An 18,872-nucleotide genomic window follows, 5' to 3' on the forward strand; every position below is an offset into this window, starting at 1 on the left:
ATATAAACCGTCACTTATAAGAGACAGTTTATATTGACTGCCCGTCACTTATAGGAGACAATGTACACAGGTTAAGGGAGCGAGGGCGGCAAGATGCCTTACACGGCGAAACGATATCAGACAGAAAACGGTGAGGTTCCATACACCGACTGGATGAAAAAATTAAGACGTAAAGATCAGACCGCTGCGTTAAAAGTGGATTCCAGAATTGCCCGCGCTATGGGCGGTAATTTTGGAGATCATAAATTCGAAAGGGATGGTGTCTGGGAATTACGAGTTGATTATGGTCCCGGCTACAGGGTTTATTACTCAATCGAAGATGGTGAAATAATTCTCCTGCTGATTGGCGGGAACAAAAAAACGCAAACAGCCGATTTAGATAAAGCCGTTAGTTATCTGCAAGATTTTAAAAAGAGGTCAAAAAAATGACAGCCACCAAAAATGTGAAGTCGCTGATTAGCAAAAATGATTATCCGGCAGCAGTTGATCACAACGCCGCCATGATTAAAGAACTACGCGCTGATCCTGATTATGCAAACGCTTATCTTGCTAATGCCCTGGAAGAAATTAATGAGTCTGGTGGCTTAGGCGGTTTTCTTGTTGCGTTACGTCAGGTAATTGAGGCGCGAGGGGGGATTTCCGAAGCCGCTAAAAAATCTGGCCTTGCCCGTCAGAGTATCTACCGTGCATTGTCCCCGAACGGGAACCCGACCATCACAACACTGGCACAACTTGCAGCAGTGGCCGGGTTACAGTTCACTCTCAGCAAATCCAGCCACTAATTTCTGAACGTAGCACGCCTGTGGCGTGAGCGGCGCTGCTGCGCAGCTTCGGGTATTTGCATGACCGCAGCTCCGCTTTATACTCTGCTCCATGCATATCCCCCGTCCCGCTAAACTTCTTTTCACCGTCGATGACGGCTGGAACCGCTACCTCGAAAAACACGGCGACAGCATCAGCCAGTGGACCCGCCTCTGCGTTGAGCGCATACTCGCCTGCGGGACCTGCGCCATGGGCTTACGCCGCTACTGCTGCGCCTCGCCGGACTGCACACACTCCCGCTTCTTCTGCCAGAGCTGCAAGTCAAAGGCCTGCAGTGCCTGCGGCATGAAGTCCACCGAGCAGTGGATCGCTGAGCAACAGCACGTCCTGCCCGACTGCGAATGGCAGCACATCACCTTTACCATGCCACACCTGCTGTGGCCCTTTTTCAGCAATAACTGGCCCCTGCTCAACGAGCTGTTCCGCTGTGCCACCCGGGCCATGCTTAAGTGGGCGCGCCGGCAGGGCATCGAAGTGGGTATCTTCTGCGCCCTTCACACCTATGGTCGGCAGCTGAATCAGCACCCACATATCCACGTTTCCGTCACTCGCGGTGGACTTGACGTTAAGCACGGCGCCTGGCGCAGCCTTTTCTTCAAAAAGAAGGCCGTTGAGGAAATCTGGCGGGGTGCCGTTATCCGCCTGCTGCGCGGCAGCTATGAGCGTGTCAGTCCCGGCACCCTGCCGGGCCTGGGCCACATCCGCGATGAGCCCCAGTGGCGGCGCTACCTGAAGGCACAGTATGGCCGGCACTAGAAGGTACACTTCGCGAAGAAGACCCGGGGAGCCTGGCACAGCGTTAAATACCTCGGACGCTACCTGAAACGACCGCCGGTGTCGGCTTCACGGCTGCGACACTACGCCGGCGGCGCGGTGGTCCACCACTACCTCGATCACCGCACGGGAAAGCATAAGCGCCAGACGCTGAGCCAGGAAGAGATGATCGGGCGCTATATCAGCCACGTTCCGGCGCAGCATTTTAAGATGGTGCGCTACTCCGGCTTTCTGGCCAACCGCAAGCGGGGCTCGCTGCTGCCGAAGGTTTACGAAGCGCTGGAAATGACGGTACGGGAGAAACCGAAACACCCCGGGTTCGCGGTGCTGATGAAAGGCTTCCTGGGCACGGATCCGTACCAGTGCATCCTCTGCAAAGGTCGGCTGCGTTTTGCCGGCGCCATGGCGGGTGAGCACGCCGCAAAAATGCTCTCAGACAGGCTGCATCAGATGGCGAAAAAACGATGGTTGCGGATGCCTGAGCTGGATCGGTGCGCCTGAAAAATGGGTTTCAGGTTAGAAATCCGGCGAAGATGGCATTTTTATCACAAAACTCATGTTGATCCGCGCCGTAACAGGTATGGGTCGTATCGCCTTCCATGGCTAAGTCATCCGAAAAGAAGCGATTCAGATTCCTAACCATCGAGGCCTGCTCTGTGTTCACTCACGTTACGGCCCGCATAACCCGTTGACTTCCTTAAGAAGCCGTTTAAGGGAGAGCTTCAGCCCATTTGTTACCTCCTGGACCGCCCCCTGTACTTCCGGCCGGGGCGATAGTTAGCCGGGTCGGACTTTCACCGACGGAAAGATCGTGCCTTGCAAGGCACACACAACAACCGGGCGGAGTGCGCCATAAAGCCGTTCGTCATCGGGCGTAAGAACTGGATGTTTGCCAATACGGAAGCTGGCGCTCATGCGAGCGCCCTGCTGTTCAGCCTGGTAGAAAGCGACCGCATCAATGGGCTGAATCCGTACGACTATCTGCATGCGTTGCTGACGGCGCTGAAATCGCCGGACGACGTCATCGACTGGGACACGCTGCTGCCCTGGAAAATCACCCTACCTTAAACCCCACGACCGAACACTGTGGGGATTTAACGACGCTTACTAACAAAAGGCCGGCTATCTTTATCATGCACCGAGAGCAGGTTGTGAAACCATGCACAGAACCCAGGCCGGGCGACATTTATTTAGACAGGCATAGCAATTCCCGGCGGTAATCTCATAACCTTAAGGTTACAGAAATTAATATTTAGGATCGGAGCATCTTGGAACTGCTGCTCATAGTATATTGACCATTTCATTTTTAAGCGGTTTCCTGTGAGGCAAAATTGCTTTAGTTTTTCATGACAAGAAATAGGATAGTTAATATTGTCTAAAGCCCTGGCAGGGCTTGGATTTCTATTACGGGTTTGGCATGGACAAAAATTCAGAAAGACATCTGCTTTTCTGGGGAGACGACCCCGTACAAGATAAAAATCTTGCACAATTTTATTCCAGTCTTCAATCATTGACTCCTCTGCATGCCGTCCTTCAGGATCTATATATGTTTGAGCAGCAATATCCCTGGCGAAAGGAAAAAGTTCCTGGTATTTCTTCTGACCCTGTGCATCATTATAAGGTGTATTGCCATGTAATAACTCATGATGTAATGCAATTTTCTTTTGGAGGTTATTACTAACAATCTGGTCTCTGGATTGACGACTATGAAATACATAGTAACGTGCACCTTCAAGACTAAGTACTAAGCCTACGGAACCACTTTTTGCACGTAACGGCAATGCTTCAATCAAGGTATTACGTACCAACATATTTATGTTCCTATCAGGAGCTGGCTGCTTTTTAAGTTCAACTTTTATATTTTACCATTAGATTATTAAAAATCCATCATGTAAAATATGAGATAGAAATGGTAATGATTTCCAATCAGTAGAACATGTATTTTTCGATAAACGCGCCGATGACTTTTTCGTGGAGCTCAACCGGGTGCGAGAAGCAGATCATGTTACGAGCCAGACGCTTAATGCGGGTGCAGAGCGTCAGGTTATTACGCTCAATGCGCTGGGTGAATATTTTGCCGGTCAGATGTTTATCCTTCGGCACCTCCCGGTCATAACTGCCCCAGTTTCGGTGATTTGCTCTTTAACGCCCGGCTTACGGGCTCCACAAGCGTAAGTGAGCTGAAACACGCGATGGCAGTCACGGCAGCGAAATCTGTCATAGCCTTTAGGGTTCTGATCATGGCGGTAAACCTGAGCAGACTGACAACGGGCGTTAACGCTGGCCATGAGAGAACCGCACTGTATAGCAGATTCAACCAATTAGAGGCATCACCGGTATTCATCCCGCAACAGCACAAACAAAGACTCCTCATAACATCGCAAAAACATTCCTTCACGTATCAATGAAAGCTTACCGGGGCGTTCACTTAAAATAATTTTATCCTGAATATTCATGATAACTCCTTTGCGTTTTTTCAGTTCAGCGCCCGAAGGCGCTGAACTGAACGACAAAAAACAAATTTAAAGATTAAAAGCTAAAGGTTAAAGACCCTGACGACACACAACATTGTAGCTGTTCGTATCGCTGTAGCTGTAGGCGGTGCCATCGTGCAGGTGGACGAAGTAGTGGTTGCCGACACCGCCGTCGGTCGACGTCCAGTAGGGGCCGAGGATGAACCCCGAGCCTGAATAGGCCCCTGCTGTTGGACGTCCCCACTCAGGCCACAACGAACCAACACCTCTTGTTGAATAACCAAAAGTTAAGTCCGCTCTTGTTGGCAGGCCACCGCGGGAAGAGCAATATTCATCAGCTGTACCCCAGTTCATGATGTTGCTCCCGTTATTCACAAACCACTTACTGACGGTAAAGGTATAGGTCAGAGGTGCTCCGCCCGCCTTCGGTGTGGCAGTAATCGTCACTGTTTTGGTTCCGCTTGTTGCCGTCCCGGTAAAGGATACGTTACCACTGGCATCCACGCTCACCCACCCCTGGTCAGCACTCCAGGTGTAATCACCGTTATGCGATGAATCCCCGCTCAGCAACACCTGGAATTTTGCCCTGGTAAAGCCTGTAGTCGGGAAGTGACTGCTAGCAGCAAATGTTGCACCGTTAACGGCAAGCTTGGTGGATTCCGGTACCGGCTCGGGTGGTGGCGACGTCAGGGTGACCTTCGCCGCTGCCACGCCGAAGGCGCTGCCGTCCAGGGTGACCGTCACGCTGGTCTCGCCCGCCGCGGTCCCGGTCAGGTTCGCGGTGTAGGTGCCGTCCGCCTTGTTCGTGACGGTACCCACGGCGCTGTTTGCCAGGCTGCTGACAAACTCCACGTCGCTGCGGTCCTTAATCAGGTTGCCCTGCGCATCCTTCAGGGTCAGAGTGATGACCGACACGCTGGTGCCGTCCGCCGTGATGGTGTCCGGGGTCGCTGTCAGCGACGACCTTCCGCTGTCCGGGGTATCCGCCACGAAGGTGGTGTCGACCGTCTGGCTGTTACCGTTCACCGTGGCGGTCACTTTCGCCTTGCCGGCCGTGGTGTTGGTCAGCGTGGTGGTGGCGATACCGTCGGCATCAGTGGTGGCGGAAGCGGTGGTAATGGTGGCGCCATTGGTGGCGGTAAAGGTCACTGCCACACCGGAAACCAGGTTGCCGCTGGCATCCGTTACGATAGCTTTCACCGCGTTGGTGGCCGTGCCGTTGGCTTTCGCGTTATCAGTGGTCGCCGTCAGGTTATCGGCGCTGATGGTTGCCGTGCCGCCGTCGGCCACAAAGGTGGTGTCGACCGTCTGGCTGTTACCGTTCACCGTGGCGGTCACTTTCGCCTTGCCGGCCGTGGTGTTGGTCAGCGTGGTGGTGGCGATACCGTCGGCGTCAGTGGTGGCGGAAGCGGTGGTAATGGTGGCGCCGTTGGTGGCGGTAAAGGTCACTGCCACACCGGAAACCAGGTTGCCGCTGGCATCCGTTACGATAGCTTTCACCGCGTTGGTGGCCGTGCCGTTGGCTTTCGCGTTATCGGTGGTCACCGTCAGGTTACCGGCGCTGATGGTCGCCGTGCCGCTGTCCGCCTTAAAGGTGGTGTTCACGGTCTGGCTGCTGTCCCCGATGGTCGCGGAGACCGTCGTCACGCCCGCCTTCGTGTTCGTCAGCGTCGCGGTGGCAAGACCGTTACCGTCCGTCGCGCCGTCGCTGACCGCCGTGATGGCAGCCCCGTTACCGGCGCTGAAGGTCACCTTCACGCCCGGCACCGGGTTACCCTTCGCATCGGTCACCTTCGCCTGCACGGCGTTGGCGTCCGTTCCGTTCGCCGCCGCGTTGTCCCGCGTCACCGCCAGGTCGCCCCGGGCGATGGCCGCCTCCGGCTCCCGGACCGTTATCGTCGTCGTCCGGCGCGCCGAGGCGTTACCCTGCCCGTCACGGGCCACCGCGCTGATGCGGTACACGTTGCTTTCCGCCCCGCGTGCCGCCGCCTGGTACGGCGGGTAGGTTATCTGCAGGCTGTTTTTATTCACCTCGCTCACCCGGCCGCCCGCGGCCAGCACTTCGCCGTACTCCCAGTCAATCCCGCTCACCCCATAACGTGACGTCACCGTCGCGGTCAGCGTGTCCGTACTCCCCGCCTTACCCGCCAGGGTCTCCGGCAGCGACAGGCGGATAAGCGTCTGCTTTTTGTACTCCAGCACAATGTTGTTGTTGCGCTCCACCAGGTCATAGCGGCCCGACGCCAGCGTCCGGCTCAGCCCCACCGCAGCCGGGTTGACCTGGTCTGCCCACGGCGTGCCCGGACGCCAGCTGAAGCCCACGCTGAACCGCGCGTCGCTGTGTCCGCCCTGGCCCTGCCGGTGCTCCGCCCCCAGGGTGACCAGCGGCACCGGGGTGTAGCTCACCCCCGCAGTGACGGCTTTCGGGTCCTTCTGACGCTCGTCCTTACCGAACAGCGCCACCTCGTTGCCGCGGTACTGCTCATACATCAGCTTCCCGCCCAGCTGCGGGTACGCCGGCAGCCAGCCCTCCATCCGCATGTCAAAACCGTCTGCCGGCCGCTCGTCATAGTCGGCCAGGTCACGGGACTGATGCCAGCCCGTTAATCCGCGGTAGCCGTTGGCGGAGAGCCGCAGGTAGTCGGTCCACGCCTCGGCACCCAGCCCGAGGCGGCGGTTGCGCCCGGTCAGGTCGTTGTCGAGGAAGGCGTTCACCCCGTACATCCAGCCACCCCGGAAGGTGCGCAATCCGGCCCCGAGGTTAACGGTGTGGCGGTCATCCCTGTGCCGGTACCCGAGCTGGGTGAACGCCAGCCAGTCAGGGGTGTCATACAGCGACACCAGGGCGTCAGCGGACGCCTCGCTGAGGGAGAATTTTTCGTCCGCTGCCAGGCTGACCCGGGCGGAGCCGGCGCGGCTGAGCCACTTCTCTATCTCCGTTGTGGCAGCGCCGGTGGCCATGCTGCGGGCCATGCCGGCGGCGGCGCGGGTGGTGTCCCCGCCCTGCAGCATCTGTCCGGCGGTGGAGGCAGTGCCGGCCCAGAAGGCGGCAGGGTCATCCTGCGCGGCGGCAGTGGCCGGCTCACGCCCGGGACCGGCCTTCATGGCAGGAACGTCAATCTCGTCCCCGGTAGCGAGCTGCTCAAAGGGCCTGCTGAAGGTGCGGAGCTGGTTGAGTTTTTTCAGCGCCGCCACGGTCAGGCCGTGGCGTGCGGCCACGGAGGAAACGGACTCCCCGGGCTGCAGGGTGTATACCAGTGTCTGAGCATCCCCCCGGACAGAGGGAGAAGAGGGGGGGGCAGCCATGGCTGACAGGGGCAATATGACCCCGGGGGAGACGCTGGTCAGCTGGGCCACCAGGCAGAGTCTGGCGGCGGTTTTAATCAAGCCTGTATTCATTACATAGTGTCCGGCAGAGTATTTTACGGAGAATGTCAGCACCGGGAAGGACGCCCGTGCCACCAGGGTTTGAGGTATAAATCCCTTTAATGCATGAGGTTAATGGTAGGGGCGGGGGCAAAAGGTTCAATGAAAAGGTGTGTGTCCACAGGGACAGCGGACCTGACGCACAGGAAATTGAAACATTGGCTTTCTGGCTAACCGGGTGTGCAGGGGAAAACTGCCGCCGGTGTACCGGGCTGCGGGCGGGCCCCCCCCCCCCGGATCATGGGGTTCTCCGCCGGAACCGCCGAAATTTCCGACCTACCATTTTTAGTGATCTTTCGGAACCTCGATAACTCCATCCGCAATACCCTGAGCCAGTCGCTCCATCCATTTCGCAAAGCGAAAATATCCAGGATATTGCTGGCAGATGTAGTCCATCTGCACCTTTGATGCGCTGTCCATCACTCGTTTAAACGCCTCCAGGTAGTCATAACAACCCTGTAATAATTGTGCATCCCCGTCCTCTGTCAGAGGAAACCGGCTGGCGTAGTCATGGACTATTTTCGCTAATTGTCGCTGTTCTGCTGTCAGGTCGATCATTTTTATCCCCGAATTTGTGGCGCCGAACATAGCGCCCTTACAGGGCGAGCGTCACCGCTTCGCGGTTCCGAGGGTTTGCATGCCCTGAGCCCGGCTTTATACTCTGCGGTATGTATATTCCGCGCCCTGCCAGACTGCTTTTCACCGTCGATGACGGCTGGAATTTGTTCATCAATAAGTTCGGCGACAGCGTGACCCCGTGGACCCGTCTCTGCGTTGAGCGCATGCTCGCCTGCGGCACCGCCAGCATGGGCGTTCGCCGCTACTGTTGCGCATCGGCAGACTGCACCCACTCCCGCTTCTTCTGCCAGAGTTGCAAGTCAAAAGCGTGCAGCTCCTGCGGTTTTAAAGCCACCGAGCAGTGGGTCTCGCAGCAGAGCCACATTCTGCCCGACTGCGACTGGCAGCACATCACCTTCACCATGCCCCACCTGCTGTGGCCCTTTTTTAACAACAACTGGCCCCTGCTCAACGCGCTGTTCCGCGCCGCCACCCGCGCCATGCTCCGGTGGGCCCGTAAACAGGGCGTGGAGGTCGGCATCTTCTGCGCCCTGCATACGTACGGCCGCCAGCTCAACCAGCATCCGCATATTCATCTGTCCGTCACCCGCGGCGGGCTGGATGTTAAGCACGGCGTCTGGCGCAGACTTTTCTTTAAGAAGCAGCCCGTGGAGGAAATCTGGCGCGGGGCGGTCATCCGGCTGCTGCGCCACAGCTATGACCTGATAAATCCCGGCGGTCTGCCCGGGCTGGGGCACATCCGCGACAAAAAGCAGTGGGAGCGGTATCTGCAGTCACAGTACGGACGCCGCTGGAAGGTCCACTTCGCGAAGAAGACCCGCGGCGCCTGGCGGAGCGTCAAATACCTGGGTCGCTACCTGAAGCGGCCGCCGGTGTCGGCGGCGAAGCTCAGGCACTACGGCGGCGGCGCCGTGGTGCACCACTCTTACGACCACCGTACGCAGCAGCACCGGCAGCAGACGCTGACCCAGGAGGAGATGATCGGGCGCTATATCAGCCACGTGCCGGCCAGGCATTTTAAAATGGTGCGCCACTATGGCTTTTTGTCCAACCGGAAGCGGGGAGAGCTGCTGCCGAAGGTGTACGAAGCCCTGCAGATGGAGGCGCGGAAAAAACCGGAGCAGCCGGGCTTCGCCGCGCTGATGAAAGCGTTCCTGCGTACGGACCCGTACAAATGCATCCTGTGCGGTAACCGGCTGCGTTTTACCGGCGCGCAGGTCGGAAGACACGCCACGGATTTAGTGGCTGAAAGGCAGCATCACATTGACCGGAAACGATGGCTTCTGGCCCAGACTGCAGGATAGGTTCGCCTGAAAAACGGGCTTCAGGTTAAAAATGCGACGGAAACAGCATTTTATTGCCATAACTCACACGGCCTCACGTCATCACTGCGTTTCTGATAGCGGTTTTCATGGTCAGGATATTTTTAAAACGATGATTCATTTTCCTAACCATGAACTCCAGCATCCTGACGTGGCTGAGCAGCCAGTCCTGCAGCGACTGCGTCCAGGTAGCCTCAGCGAAGGTGTAGTTAACTTACTCTGCTATTTTCCACTTGTGCTTGAGTACGGTGTGATCCCGTTTCATCAGCCACTGATTAGTTTTATCCAGCAACTGCGGATTACCCTTACTCATCATATAAACCTTATAGCTCTCCGTACCTGGTAGCGTCTGTTTCGTTGCCACGCAGAATACTCCCGACTCCTGCTCCTGATACCAGATGCCTTCAATAAGGTCGGTAACCATCATGTCGGCAGTTTTATCCCTCAGTGCCTGCAGATTATCCACGTTGTTCTTCACCCGAATAATCTGCGCATGCTTAATATACTTATCCACATAGCTCTGATTAGTTCCCCCAGGGTTGACCACCACCTTTACCTCAGGACGGTCAATTTGCTTCAGGCTTCTGAGCAACGGTGCGACCTGGCAGTTAGACAGGGCAATTTTCCCATTGGCGACTACGGGCTGGCTCAGAGCGAACGTCTTTTCCCGCTCTTGTGTGCGGGTGACGCCGCCCATGGCAATATCAAATCTATCAGCTTTCAAATCGGCAGAGAGTGTCGGCCAACTGGTCTGGACGAAATTCACTCTGAGCCCCAGTGTTTTACCGAGATCTCTGGCCATATCAATATCATAGCCAAGCAGTTCCCCGGCCTTGTTATGAAAGGCCAGTGGTGCGTAGTCCCCCGGGACCCCAACCTTCAGCACACCGCTATGGGTAATGTTCTGCATATCACGAGCCTGGCTGCTGAACGCCAGCAACAACAGTACAACTCCAGCCCTTAGTGCCATCCTTTTATCCATACATATGCGTATTCCGTGCTGAATAAACATGTTATCACAAAGGGAGTCGTTTGGTGTTTGCCATTGTTCGATCCCCCGGAGAATTGGATTTCTCTTCTTTTTTAAGCTGTATTTAAATTATTTCCAAACATCTAGTTATTTTTCATTCGGTTGCGACGGGAGCTGGGTCTCTGTCAGGAAGAACCATTTTTTCAGCTGCTGGAGGGGTCGAGTCCGTCAAGGTGGTGTAAATTCAGTTACAGCCTTCCGGTCCGGTAGCCGGGATTATCGCAGCCATATTCCTTCACGCCGCTGATGCGGTTACCGCAGGCGAGCATTTTGGTGACGGCTTCGACTTCGATATCGCGCAGACCACCGGCGTCGAGGAAAGACGTCCAGCACTGGTTAGCCGTGGACAGTTTTTTGAGCGGACGGGGGCTGAAACCGGAAACCACGGGGCAGATTAATTCCCGGTGTCCTGCAGGCGGCTGAGAGCTGCAGCATCGTGGCGGTGCTCCAGTATAGCGCTGGCGACCATTGCCGGCGGCGGGTCCATGGGCTTCATCAGCTTAATCCAGTCCCATTCACGCTGTGAAAGCTTATCAGCGGCAACGACGGGGATGACCGATGGCGGGGTTTTCAATTTGCAGCCGCCAGGCTGCCCTGTTCGGGGAAGGCACACAGCCACAATATAAACCGTCACTTATAAGAGACGATTTATATTGACCACTTGTCTCTTATAAGAGACAATATGCACAGGTTAAGGGAGCGAGGGCGGCAAGATGCCTTACACGGCGAAACGATACCAGACAGAAAACGGTGAGGTTCCATACACCGACTGGATGAAAAAATTAAGACGTAAAGATCAGACCGCTGCGTTAAAAGTGGATTCCAGAATTGCCCGCGCTATGGGCGGTAATTTTGGAGATCATAAATTCGAAAGGGATGATGTCTGGGAATTACGAGTTGATTATGGTCCCGGCTACAGGGTTTATTATTCAATCGAAGATGGTGAAATAATTCTCCTGCTAATTGGCGGGAACAAAAAAACGCAAACAGCCGATTTAGATAAAGCCGTTAGTTATCTGCAAGATTTTAAAAAGAGGCCAAAAAAATGACAGCCACCAAAAATGTGAAGTCGCTGATTAGCAAAAATGATTATCCGGCAGCAGTTGATCACAACGCCGCCATGATTGAAGAACTACGCGCTGATCCTGATTATGCAAACGCATATCTTGCTAATGCCCTGGAAGAAATTAATGAGTCTGGTGGCTTAGGCGGTTTTCTTGTTGCGTTACGTCAGGTAATCGAGGCGCGAGGGGGGATTTCCGAAGCCGCTAAAAAATCTGGCCTTGCCCGTCAGAGTATCTACCGTGCATTGTCCCCGGGCGGAAACCCGACCATCACAACACTGGCACAACTTGCAGCAGTGGCCGGGTTACAGTTCACTCTCAGCAAATCCAGCCACTAATTTCTCAGGTTCCCCCCATAAGCGGGGGGATTTTTGTCACTGACCGTTTCAGTTACCCGCCCCGTAATTCGCGGCTTCAGCCGCTCAAACGCGCAGATACAGCGCCCCGCGCCGATGCTACGCACCGTGTCACGGCGTACCGTACATGGTTAGGAAAATGAATCATCGTTTTAAAAATTTCCTGACAATGAACATAGTCTTCGGGAGTGTACTGATGGCGTGTACTAATGCCACTTATGCCGATAAAATGCGGTTTTCGGTGCACTTTTAACCTGAAACCCATTTTTCAGGCGAACCTATCCTGCAGCCTGTGCCAGAAGCCATCGTTTCCGGTCAATGTGATGCTGCCTTTCTGCCACTAATTCCGACGCGTGTCTGCCGGCCTGAGCGCTGACAAAGCGCAGCCGGTTGCCGCACAGAATGCATTTGTACGGGTCTGTGCGCAGAAATTCCTTCATCAGCGCCGCGAAGCCAGGCTGCTCCGGTTTTTTCCGCGCTTCCATTTCCAGGATCTCATACACCTTCTGCAGCAAGCTACCTCGTTTGCGGTTTGATAAAAAACGTAAGCGTCACATCGAGACCGTATTGACGCCTATGCAGATGTGAGATCGGTTTTCCACGGCAGCAGGTCACGCAGCCTGTTTTCCAGCCATACAGCGACTGCATCAGCAGAACCGTCTGCTCTTTTCGTACCGCCAGCCGCTCCTGTGCAGGGCTGCCGCGTATCTCCGCCTCGATTGCATACAGTTCCCCGATGCGCTTCAGCGCTTCGGTTGTGATATCGGTCGGGGTTCGGACATGCACGTCGTGGATTTTTCGCCGCGCATGGGCCATGCAGGCCGCTTCCGTGATGCGCCCGTCTTTGTACAGTGCGTTGTAGCCACCGTATGCGTCCGCCTGCAGGATGCCGCTGTACCCGGCAAGATGTTGCTGCGGATGCACACCTTTCCGGTCCGGCGAGTACGCGAACCATACCGCCGCCGGGAGCTGTGACCCCGCATTACGGTCATCCCGTACGTAGACCCACAGCCGGGCCGTGCGGGTTTTACCGCTGCCCGGCTCCTGAACCGGTACCGGGATATCGTCGGTATGCACCTTGCCCGGCATCAGCACGTACTGGCGCAGCAGGTCGTACAGCGGCTCCAGCAGCTCACTGACCGCGCCGGACCAGCGCCCCAGCGTGGCACGGCTCAGCTCCACGCCCTGGCGACGGTATATCTCTGACTGACGATAGTGAGGTGTATGTTCGGCGAACTTCGCCGTGACGATGCGCGCCAGCAGACCGGGACCTGCATAGCTGCGCTCGATGGGTTTTGAAGGCATGGGGGCCTGTGCGATGTGGTCACAGCTGTAGCAGGCCAGCTTCGGCCGCTGCGTTTCGATAACCTTAAAGGCGCTGCTGATGAGTTCCAGCTGCTCCGACACGTCGCAGCCCAGAGCAGTGAGCTCGCCGCCGCATTCCGGGCAGTCGGTTTCTGCCGGCGGCAGCGTGCGGGTTTCGCGGGGAAGCGATGCCGGCAGCGGTTTGCGGGAAGATGACTGGCGCAGCGGCTGCGGGAGTACCGGGTCGTGCTGCTCGCCCAGCACCTCTGCCATCTCCTCCTGCAGGGCGCTGATGCGCTCCTCTGCCTCGCGCACCTGGCGCTGTGTTTTCTCTCGCAGTTTTTCGGAGCTCTTGCCGAACTGCATACGCTGAAGCTTAGCGACCAGCGCCTTCAGCCTGTTAATTTCGCTGGCGTACGCCGCCACCCGCTGTGAGAGCAGGCGGTTATACTCCGCCATTTTGCGGATAGTCGTTTGCTGCTCCTGCAGCAGCGCCCTGAGCCGGGCGTTTTCATCGGGATATGAGGCGTCCATAGCCCCACTTTACAGCAGGTTATATACGCAAGCCAGCGCGTTCCGTACGCTGCGGGCGCTTCCAGTTAATACCTTCCAGCAACATGGACAGCTGTGCAGGCGTCAGGTGGATTTTGCCGTCACGGGTCACCGGCCAGACGAAGCGGCCACGTTCCAGACGTTTGGTAAACAGGCACAGGCCGTCCCGGTCCGCCCACAGAACCTTTATCATGTCGCCCCGCCGCCCGCGGAAGATAAACAGATGGCCGCTGAACGGGTCGGTGCGCAGTGTGTTCTGTACTTTCGCTGCCAGCCCGTTGAAGCTACAGCGCATATCTGTCACGCCAGCAACCAGCCAGATGCGCGAGCCTGCCGGAAAGCTAATCATGACTCACCATCCCTGAGCTCGATGATCAGGGCGCGCAGAAGTTCAGGAGTCAACGGGCCGGTCAGGTTGAGGCTTCCACCTGGCAACGTCAGTCTGCAACTGATAACCGGTGGTATATCTGCTGATACGACACCGTTTTGCCTGGGCGGAGGGGGAACAGGCTCCATCGTAATCGGAATAAGCGCCGCTCTGTTGGCAGGATCCAGCAGCCCCTGACGATGCAGATTGCGCCAGTTAAACAGCAGGTTATCGTTAATACCATGCTCACGCGCAATCTGAGCCACACGGGCGTCTGGTTGCAGGGTCAGATCCGCCATCCGAATTTTAAATTCCAGAGGCCAGTCCGGGCGGCGTTTTTTTACAGGAAGATTTGTCTCAAGATTGAAGGCATAAAGCTCTTCCTCCAGACGTTCAGGGGTATATTCCTCCGGCAATGGCCAGTTAATACCGGTGCGTCGGAAGCGAGTAAACATCTTATGTATGGCTGATGAGCTAATGTTCAGTTGCTCCGCAATTTCACGGTAAGTCAGAGCCTCATTAAACCGAAGGCTCAGCGCAGTGAAGATCCAGGGTCTTCTGTTGTAAGGCGTATTTTTGTCCACGGTAGTGTCCATGTTCGCGAAAGTGTCCATGGTAGGAAACGCGGGCAAAAATAAAAGACGGTATGAATGTGACGCTTACCCCCTTTGTAACGCCTTTTTTAATAAAGCCGTGGAGTGGGTCGGTCTTCTTTCGTAGCGTTTTTCTGTACTGCCGTGGCTGTACAGGCCATCACGCCCCCCTGTACTGCTGCGCAATACAGTCCAAATTACAGCAGATTTACTCCATCTCATTTAGTGCTTTCTTCACAGTCATTATAAAGCCATCATCTACAGAACGAGGAAATTTCCCTGGGCTCCAGGATTCAAGAAACTGACACAGCTCACAATTAAAATAAAAAACCTTTTCGCTTACTTCTGTCTTATTAAACTGATCATCCTTTTCTTCAGGTGCGGGTAGGCTCTGTGTGGTTTTTTTGAACCAGGCCTGATAGCGCTCGCTGCAGACGATTTCACAATCAATTTCATACCCCCAGTCAGTTTCCTGTGCTTCAGGTAAATATTTTTTTAATTGTGAGGCAGGGAATCCGCCATAAACCACAAGGCGCCCATCAAGATTTTTAAATTGCCTTAAAGAAACATGTAAATCGCCCCGGTAGTTAGTTATAAATAAAAATAAAGACTGCTCATAACAGCGTAAAAACATTCCTTCACGTATCAATGAAAGCTTACCGGAGCGTTCACTTAAAATAATTTTATCCTGAATGTTCATGATAACTCCTTTGCGTTTTTTGGTCAGCGCCCGAAGGCGCTGACCTGAACGACAAAAAACAAATTTAAAGATTAAAAGCTAAAGGTTAAAGATCCTGACGACACACAACATAGATGCCGGACGTATCGTAGCTGTAGCCGACGCCGCCATTGCCCAGGTTGACGTAGTAGTAGTAGCCGGCACCGTTGTCGGCCGACGTCCAGTAGAGGCTGCCGAGGAACCCCGAGCCTGAATAGGCCGTATCTAAACGTCCCCACTCAGCCCACAACGAACCAACACCTCTTGTTGAACCAACAGAAGTTAAGTCCGCTACTGTTGGCAGGCCACCGCGGAAAGAGCAATATTCATCAGCTGTACCCCAGTTCATGGTGTTGTTCCTGTTATTCACAAACCACTTACTGACGGTAAAGGTATAGGTCAGAGGTGCTCCGCCCGCCTTCGGTGTGGCAGTAATCGTCACTGTTTTGGTTCCGCTTGTTGCCGTCCCGGTAAAGGATACGTTACCACTGGCATCCACGCTCACCCACCCCTGGTCAGCACTCCAGTTGTAATTACTGTTATTCGATGCACTCCCGCTCAGCAGCACCTGGAATTTAGCCCCGGTAAAGCCTGTAGTCGGGAAGTGACTGCTAGCAGCAAATGTTGCACCGTTAACGGCAAGCGTGGTGGATTCCGGTACCGGCTCGGGTGATGGCGACGTCAGGGTGACCTTCGCCGCGGCCACGCCGAAGGCGCTGCCGCCCACGGTGGCCGTCACGCTGGTCTCGCCCGCCGCGGTCCCGGTCAGGTCCGCCGTGTAGGTGCCGTTACCGTTGTCGGTCACGTCCCCCACCCTGGTCCCCGCCAGGCTGCTGGCAAAGGTCACCGTCTGACCGCTCACCGCGTTGTCGTGCGCGTCCTTCAGGGTCAGGGTGACCGCTGACACATCGGTACCGTTCGCCGTGATGGTGTCCGGGGTCGCTGTCAGCGACGACCTTCCGCTGTCCGGGGTATCCGCCACGAAGGTGGTGTCCACGGTCTGGCTGCTGTCCCCGATGGTCGCGGAGACCGTCGTCACGCCCGCCTTCGTGTTCGTCAGCGTCGCGGTGGCAAGACCGTTACCGTCCGTCGTGCCGTCGTTCACGGCCGTGACGGGCACGTCGTTACCGGCGCTGAAGGTCACCTTCACGCCCGGCACCGGGTTACCCTTCGCATCGGTCACCGGCCCTGCAGGACGCACCGGTCAGCAGACCGGTGCGCGAGGGAGGTGAGATAAAAGCAGAAAAAAGCCCTGCCCGGGGCGGAATGACCGCACCCTCACGGGAGGTGCCCGGCAGCGAATATCAGGACAAAGAGATGAACCAATATTACAAGTGCCGGGCCGGGGCGCAGTCTGAAGGCCATCAGCGGAAAGTTCAATAACAGCGGCGCCAACTTACTGTTATATATTAATAATTACCCGGAAATGAGCGCGAATTACCCCCTGCGTTAGCGGTAATTACCAGCAGGCGCGGGGGCGACGTGAACGTGCGCCAGTACCTGCTGTCAGCATGGGCGAACCAGTCGGTGGTCCGTGCCGCACTGCAGCAGGTGTTCGTGCAGACCGACGAGAAAAGCGCCCATGCCACCTGGCGTGAAGTTGCCGGCCAGCTGGAGAAGAGCAACCCGGCGGTCACGGTGATGATGGATGAAGCGGAGGCTGACGTGCTGGCATACTTCGGCTTCCCGAAAGCGCACCGGGTGAAAATCCACTCGACCAACACGCTGGAGCGCCTGAACAAAGAGGTGAAGCGTCGTGCCGACGTGGTGGATACCTTCCCCAACGAAGAGAGCATCATGCGGCTACTGGGTGCGGTACTGACGGAGCAGAACGAAGAATGGCCGCTGCAGAACCGCTACCATGCCGCAACACAGCATGGCGGAGATAGACCAGCCCGCTGAAACCGAAGTAATCGACGCGCTGCCACTCAGTGCATAACAGGCCCGTTACCGGACCGGAAGGCTGTAACTGAATTTACACCACCTTGACGGACTCGCCCCCCTTTCAGGGAATAAAAAATGCTGTCCGGCATCCTGGTTATGGGATGCCATTAATACTTCCCGGACGACCTTTACAACCCGGGACCGCGATCCTTTGTGTCAAAAAAAAACCGCCTCAGGGAGGCGGAAGCTCCATAAACAATCACAATGGATAACAACAGCATGGGGTCCTACTATACAACTATAGTAGCGGGAAATGGATGATAATCCAGAACGATCACCGTCTCCCCGGATACACCAGGGAACAATTTCCAGGCTCGCGTACAGGCGCAGCTTTTCATGGTTAGGAATCGATGGTCATTCCCGTTTTGCGACACTGATGTTGAAGTTATTGTGGCCTGAATGAATCTATCCGGCGTCTGAATAGGCTGTATGCCTGCGCCCGATGAGTTCCGCACCTGACGAACCTTATAAAATTTGAGCGGCATTTTAACTGCAATTCCTGACCACAGGTTTTTCGTCAGGCCGGTTAGACGTTAATATCATCAGTGACCAGCATTCGCAAAAACAAAGTAAGCCGCTGCTCATAAATGTAAACAGATACGTTAATTATACCTCAAAGGACAGCTGTCGGGTTGCCATCGCCCGGGCTGTTCTGGGAAGTTTGTTTGCCAGTCCGATTCTCCGGCATTCTCAAATATACACGGTCGCACTGAACCAGCAAGCCCGCAGCCTTTTATTTCCCCGCTTACTGTTGCCCTGCAGGATAGCCCTCCCTCCAGAGTTGTACTGATGCGGAACCAGACCTGTTGAGACAGCAAAATCCCGGCTGCTACCATATTGTTTTCCGTCACCCGGTTGGGTGGAAAGAAGACTCGTAGCCAGCGGGCCGAAACAGGGGGTCGAAGGAGCCGTCCCGATCGCGTGGGGTACGAAGTTCCCGCGCACCATCGCCTGTGCTAACGGTCTTTGTGCAATAGACTGATTTTTATCGTAGCCAGGATGGTGCGTCATTTCGGCGTTGAGAGCCGTCTCAACGCTGATTTTTTTCAGCAGGCGACGAACAGGCTGAGATCTTCGGGTATTTTAAGATTTTTGGCCAGTTCATTAGCCAGAGCCTGCAACTGTTTTCGTCCATAAATTAATCTGCTTTTAATGTTGGACTGAACATATCAAAATCAGGCGATTACACAAATTTATGTGCAGGCTCTGTGTCGCAAAGCTATTTCTGAAAACAAAATTCCCGTTCAGGCATGTGCTATCATCACGTCCGTACTTCAGTACCCCCGCACTGTCCATGGCATACCTGTCATCAGAATTCCATTACTGAAACGATAACTCTACCACCGTTGACCCAGAGTAAGTGCCGGCAGCGATGGTTCCCGTTGTCTGGAGAGCCGACTGGAGTGGCACACTCGTCGGCACCCCTGCTACAGCCTTTATCTCTTGTCTGGTTATACCATCGGGCCATGTCAGCCTGCTTTCAAGCCCGTTGGTCATCTTCACAACAGGCTCTTTGATTGTCAGGTAAACTGTCGTATCGGCATCA

General features: G+C 55.4%; 17 protein-coding genes and 7 pseudogenes. 8 read left to right on the plus strand and 16 right to left on the minus strand.

The genetic code is table 11. The features are described 5' to 3' along the window. Positions 1 to 93 precede the first annotated feature (93 nt). The 4 genes and pseudogenes from M2422_RS22235 to M2422_RS22250 form a co-directional block, all read left to right on the plus strand. Positions 94 to 429: a type II toxin-antitoxin system RelE/ParE family toxin gene (locus tag M2422_RS22235; RefSeq protein ID WP_001147119.1), complete on the plus strand. Its 336-nt coding sequence runs from the start codon at positions 94 to 96 to the stop codon at positions 427 to 429. Then, entirely contained in the window at positions 426 to 782 is a 357-nt protein-coding gene (locus tag M2422_RS22240; protein ID WP_193405536.1) for a DNA-binding protein, read from the plus strand. Before M2422_RS22235 ends, M2422_RS22240 begins: the two co-directional genes overlap by 4 nt. 91 nt (positions 783 to 873) lie before the next feature. Next, positions 874 to 2,097 (plus strand): annotated as a pseudogene (locus M2422_RS22245) (IS91 family transposase). Positions 2,098 to 2,427: 330 nt separating this feature from the next. Further along, positions 2,428 to 2,664, plus strand: a pseudogene (locus M2422_RS22250) (transposase domain-containing protein); the annotation flags it as partial. Positions 2,665 to 2,786: 122 nt separating this feature from the next. On the opposite strand, the gene M2422_RS22255 reads toward M2422_RS22250, so the two are convergent. From M2422_RS22255 to M2422_RS22275, 5 genes and pseudogenes are all read right to left on the minus strand, one after another. Further along, complete coding sequence (locus M2422_RS22255; RefSeq protein WP_259142795.1) at positions 2,787 to 3,407, minus strand: hypothetical protein; 621 nt, start codon at positions 3,405 to 3,407, stop codon at positions 2,787 to 2,789. A 115-nt stretch (positions 3,408 to 3,522) separates the two neighbouring features. Next, positions 3,523 to 3,884: pseudogene (locus M2422_RS22260) on the minus strand (IS1 family transposase). A gap of 42 nt (positions 3,885 to 3,926) precedes the next feature. After that, a complete protein-coding gene (locus M2422_RS22265; RefSeq protein ID WP_259142759.1) occupies positions 3,927 to 4,052 on the minus strand; it encodes a hypothetical protein in 126 nt (41 codons plus the stop codon). A gap of 87 nt (positions 4,053 to 4,139) precedes the next feature. Continuing rightward, entirely contained in the window at positions 4,140 to 7,469 is a 3,330-nt protein-coding gene (locus M2422_RS22270) for an inverse autotransporter beta domain-containing protein (protein ID WP_259142797.1), read from the minus strand. Between the two features lie 312 nt (positions 7,470 to 7,781). Beyond that, on the minus strand, positions 7,782 to 8,054 hold the full coding sequence (locus tag M2422_RS22275; protein WP_259142722.1) for an arylsulfatase regulator: 273 nt from the start codon (positions 8,052 to 8,054) through the stop codon (positions 7,782 to 7,784). Between the two features lie 110 nt (positions 8,055 to 8,164). Here M2422_RS22275 and M2422_RS22280 point away from each other — a divergent pair, with 110 nt between their 5' ends. Next, positions 8,165 to 9,379 (plus strand): IS91 family transposase, encoded by a 1,215-nt coding sequence (locus tag M2422_RS22280; protein ID WP_259142799.1) that lies wholly within the window; start codon positions 8,165 to 8,167, stop codon positions 9,377 to 9,379. 232 nt (positions 9,380 to 9,611) lie between these two features. Here the strand turns inward: M2422_RS22280 and M2422_RS22285 are convergent, their stop codons facing one another. From M2422_RS22285 to M2422_RS22295, 3 genes and pseudogenes are all read right to left on the minus strand, one after another. After that, positions 9,612 to 10,367, minus strand: a complete 756-nt coding sequence (locus tag M2422_RS22285) for a transporter substrate-binding domain-containing protein (protein ID WP_259142906.1) — start codon at positions 10,365 to 10,367, stop codon at positions 9,612 to 9,614. 272 nt (positions 10,368 to 10,639) lie between these two features. Next, positions 10,640 to 10,813 (minus strand): annotated as a pseudogene (locus tag M2422_RS22290) (IS91 family transposase); the annotation flags it as partial. An 8-nt stretch (positions 10,814 to 10,821) separates the two neighbouring features. Continuing rightward, entirely contained in the window at positions 10,822 to 11,001 is a 180-nt protein-coding gene (locus M2422_RS22295) for a hypothetical protein (RefSeq protein ID WP_259142801.1), read from the minus strand. 139 nt (positions 11,002 to 11,140) lie between these two features. Here M2422_RS22295 and M2422_RS22300 point away from each other — a divergent pair, with 139 nt between their 5' ends. Both M2422_RS22300 and M2422_RS22305 read left to right on the plus strand, forming a co-directional pair. Further along, positions 11,141 to 11,476 carry a type II toxin-antitoxin system RelE/ParE family toxin gene (locus M2422_RS22300; RefSeq protein WP_259142803.1) on the plus strand — a complete coding sequence of 112 codons (336 nt, stop codon included), beginning with the start codon at positions 11,141 to 11,143 and terminating at the stop codon, positions 11,474 to 11,476. Continuing rightward, positions 11,473 to 11,829 (plus strand): DNA-binding protein, encoded by a 357-nt coding sequence (locus tag M2422_RS22305; protein WP_259142805.1) that lies wholly within the window; start codon positions 11,473 to 11,475, stop codon positions 11,827 to 11,829. The genes M2422_RS22300 and M2422_RS22305 overlap by 4 nt, the downstream gene beginning before the upstream one ends. A 296-nt stretch (positions 11,830 to 12,125) precedes the next feature. Here M2422_RS22305 and M2422_RS22310 read toward each other — a convergent pair whose 3' ends face one another. From M2422_RS22310 to M2422_RS22335, 6 genes are all read right to left on the minus strand, one after another. Further along, positions 12,126 to 12,362 (minus strand): hypothetical protein, encoded by a 237-nt coding sequence (locus M2422_RS22310; RefSeq protein WP_259142808.1) that lies wholly within the window; start codon positions 12,360 to 12,362, stop codon positions 12,126 to 12,128. A 1-nt stretch (position 12,363) separates the two neighbouring features. Next, positions 12,364 to 13,686 carry an IS66 family transposase gene (gene tnpC / locus M2422_RS22315; RefSeq protein ID WP_259142811.1) on the minus strand — a complete coding sequence of 441 codons (1,323 nt, stop codon included), beginning with the start codon at positions 13,684 to 13,686 and terminating at the stop codon, positions 12,364 to 12,366. A gap of 19 nt (positions 13,687 to 13,705) precedes the next feature. Beyond that, on the minus strand, positions 13,706 to 14,053 hold the full coding sequence (gene tnpB, locus M2422_RS22320; RefSeq protein ID WP_259142812.1) for an IS66 family insertion sequence element accessory protein TnpB: 348 nt from the start codon (positions 14,051 to 14,053) through the stop codon (positions 13,706 to 13,708). Further along, positions 14,050 to 14,655, minus strand: coding sequence for an IS66-like element accessory protein TnpA (gene tnpA / locus M2422_RS22325; RefSeq protein WP_259142814.1), 606 nt, complete (start codon positions 14,653 to 14,655; stop codon positions 14,050 to 14,052). The genes tnpB and tnpA overlap by 4 nt, the downstream gene beginning before the upstream one ends. A gap of 217 nt (positions 14,656 to 14,872) precedes the next feature. Beyond that, on the minus strand, positions 14,873 to 15,364 hold the full coding sequence (locus tag M2422_RS22330; protein WP_259142816.1) for a hypothetical protein: 492 nt from the start codon (positions 15,362 to 15,364) through the stop codon (positions 14,873 to 14,875). Between the two features lie 85 nt (positions 15,365 to 15,449). Then, a complete protein-coding gene (locus M2422_RS22335) occupies positions 15,450 to 16,565 on the minus strand; it encodes an Ig-like domain-containing protein (protein WP_259142818.1) in 1,116 nt (371 codons plus the stop codon). Positions 16,566 to 16,897: 332 nt separating this feature from the next. Between M2422_RS22335 and M2422_RS22340 the strand changes: the two are divergent. Then, positions 16,898 to 17,321 (plus strand): annotated as a pseudogene (locus tag M2422_RS22340) (transposase); the annotation flags it as partial. A 669-nt stretch (positions 17,322 to 17,990) separates the two neighbouring features. Here the strand turns inward: M2422_RS22340 and M2422_RS22345 are convergent. Together M2422_RS22345 and M2422_RS22350 are read right to left on the minus strand one after the other, a co-directional pair. Then, positions 17,991 to 18,226: pseudogene (locus tag M2422_RS22345) on the minus strand (transposase); the annotation flags it as partial. Beyond that, positions 18,222 to 18,465: pseudogene (locus M2422_RS22350) on the minus strand (hypothetical protein); the annotation flags it as partial. The pseudogenes M2422_RS22350 and M2422_RS22345, both read right to left, overlap by 5 nt. Positions 18,466 to 18,872: the final 407 nt, after the last annotated feature.

Origin of the sequence: Enterobacter sp. SLBN-59 (assembly GCF_024807915.1) — a bacterium.
Taxonomy (GTDB): Bacteria; Pseudomonadota; Gammaproteobacteria; order Enterobacterales; family Enterobacteriaceae; genus Enterobacter; species Enterobacter asburiae_B.